Source organism: Kitasatospora sp. NPDC101155, assembly GCF_044768305.1.
GTDB lineage: Bacteria > Actinomycetota > Actinomycetes > Streptomycetales > Streptomycetaceae > Kitasatospora.
In genome coordinates, this window is the sequence record NZ_JBIWPN010000148.1 from 1 (window position 1) to 2,395 (window position 2,395).

Consider the following 2,395-nt stretch of genomic DNA (forward strand, 5'->3'; position numbering starts at 1 on the left):
CCGCGAGCGCATCTCGGCGCGGGGATTGTGCTTCGTGGTCTTGCTTCCCTGGCGCCAGGTCACGGTTCGTGCCGCCGATCGTCCCGCATCCAGGATGGGTGCAGATCCGATGAGGGTGCTGTCAATCAGGCTACGAGTGTGAGGTGGTCGCGGTAGCGGGCCTGGTGGTTGCGGGCGAATTCCTGCTTCTCGTGCCAGGTCCAGTAGGTGTCGAAGTCGCCGTTGGCGCGCAGGGCGCGGAGCTTGAGGACGGCTTCGGCGCCGGCGAGTCCCCAGCGGGCCCCGGTGATGTCGAGTCGGTCTTTGACCAGGTGGCGGTAGGCGCCCTCGATGATTCCCGTCGCGATGGGCCAGCCGTGTTCCAGCGCGGTGTCGTAGCGGAGGTAGGCGGCCTTGTTGCGCAGGTAGCCGACGGCGTCGTCGATGCCCTTGCGGCGGTTCTTCTTCAGCCGGGCGGCGCGGGCGGCCTTGTCGAGGGCGGTCGCGACCTGTTCCGCGCCGCCGCCGAGGATGGTGCGGGCGTGGCGGGCGACGAAGGCTTCGGCGGCCGGGTCGCCGGCCTGGTGCAGGCACCAGGCCGCGTCCCACAGGTATTCGAGCACGTGGATGAGGTCGATGACGATGTGCACGGTCACGTGCCTGCGCTCGGCCTCGGCGGTGATGAGGTCGAGTTGGTGGCGGGCGCCGTCCACGAGCACGACCCAGGGCCGGCGGTGGGTGGGGTCGCGGTGCTCGGCCTGGTCGAACACCGCGACCACGACCTGCGCGGCGCTCTCGTCGACCGAGCCGGTCAGCCACTTGGACCTGGCCTTCGGCCCGGGACGGCGTTCTTGCCCGTCGCCCTCGCCGTCGCCGGGATCGGGGTCGGGGTCGTTGATGATGTCGTCGATGCCGCGCTCGGCGGGCTCGGCGTCGTAGACGGCGCCGAGCGTGGCCATGCGCTTGCGGCCGTGCTTCTCCCCGGCGGCCAGGCGGGACTTCATCTTGTTGCCGCCCTTCGCCTCGGCGGCCTTCGCGGTGGCCTCACGCAGCGCCTCCGGCCTTATCACCACGCCTTTGCCGTCGACCGAGAGCACCAGCGTGGTCGCGTCGGTGCACGGGGCGGGCACCAGGGCGTCGTAGAAGGAGTCGACGTCCGCGGCGGCGGCCACCGCGAGTTCCTGGACCTGCCGGTGGCCGATCCCGGCGCCGGTCACGGCGTTGATCCGCTCGCACGCCTCGGCGAACGAGCCCCTCGACGCCCCGATCGCCGCGAGCCTGGCCGCCCGTGGCTGTGCATCCCCGCCGGCGGGTTCAGCACCGCGTCGGCCGGGTGCAGATCAGCCACCCGGTCACCGCGGTAGGCGATCCGGGTCACCGTCACCTTCCCGAACACCGTGGCCAGGATCCTCGAGCGGCCACGTTCGATTCTTGTGCGCTCGAGCCCGGCGGCATCGACGACCTCGGGCAGGCGCTGTTCGGTCAGCGTCCGCAGCCGCAGATGGTCCTGATAGAGCTGCCGGGTCACCTCCCGCATCCGCGAGCTCAGCAGGTCCTCCAGCCTCGAGTGCGTCAACGCGGCCGCCTCCGGCGACCCGAGCTCCTTCGCGACCTGGTCGAACAGCCCACGAGCGGCGGCGAACGCCGACTCGCACCCGGCCAGGACCGTCCCGTCTGCGCCGCTCACGGTGCCACCGTCCGGGACGTGAGCGCGAACAGCCCCGGTTCCGCCTCCGACAGCAGTCCGCGGTCCACGAGCCGCTTCAGCTTCGAACGCATGCCCTCGACATGCCTGGCCTGCGTCGCGGAGCCCACCGCCTCGCACACGTCCTTGCACCGCATCGGGCCCGCCGCCTCGGCGAACGCCACCAGGATCTGCCGGTAGGCCTGCGAGGTCACCACCGTGTCCCCCGCCTCCTGAGCCTTCAGCATGACCGGGACCAGCTCCGCCAGCGGCACCATCGCCGCCTCCAGATCCCCGACCGGCCCGCCGCCCGCCGACACCGGGCCACTGTCGGCCAGCACCTGGTCCACCGTCTCCCGCGTGATCCGCAGGCGCGTCAACTCCTCCTCCACCCCCTCCAGTTCCCCGGAGAGGGCAGCTATCTGCTCACGCAGCCGCTCGGCCCGCACACGAGCGGCCGACTCCCTGACTTCCAGCACTTCGAACAACGACGGCACCACACCACCCCCAGCCGACACCGGCCCCAGCGACGGGCTCAATGCCGACGACGGTAGAAGCCGACCATCTCCACACCACCCCAAACATCCCCGAATCACCCAAACGAGGCACCCCTACAAGATCTGCACCCATCCAGGATGAGTTGGCGAAGAGTGGTGTGCGGGTCGGGATAGGTCGGGCCGGGTGGGCGGCCCTGGCCGCTGTAGGGCGGGCGCTCGGGGAGGGCGTTGCCCG

General features: G+C 71.1%; 1 protein-coding gene and 1 pseudogene. Both read right to left on the bottom strand.

The window, feature by feature from the left end; genetic code table 11:
- Positions 1-125: 125 nt before the first annotated feature.
- A pseudogene (locus ACIRYZ_RS46450) lies at positions 126-1,642 on the bottom strand (ISKra4 family transposase).
- Between the two features lie 20 nt (positions 1,643-1,662).
- Positions 1,663-2,151 (bottom strand): hypothetical protein, encoded by a 489-nt coding sequence (locus ACIRYZ_RS46455; protein ID WP_402955804.1) that lies wholly within the window; start codon positions 2,149-2,151, stop codon positions 1,663-1,665.
- Positions 2,152-2,395: the final 244 nt, after the last annotated feature.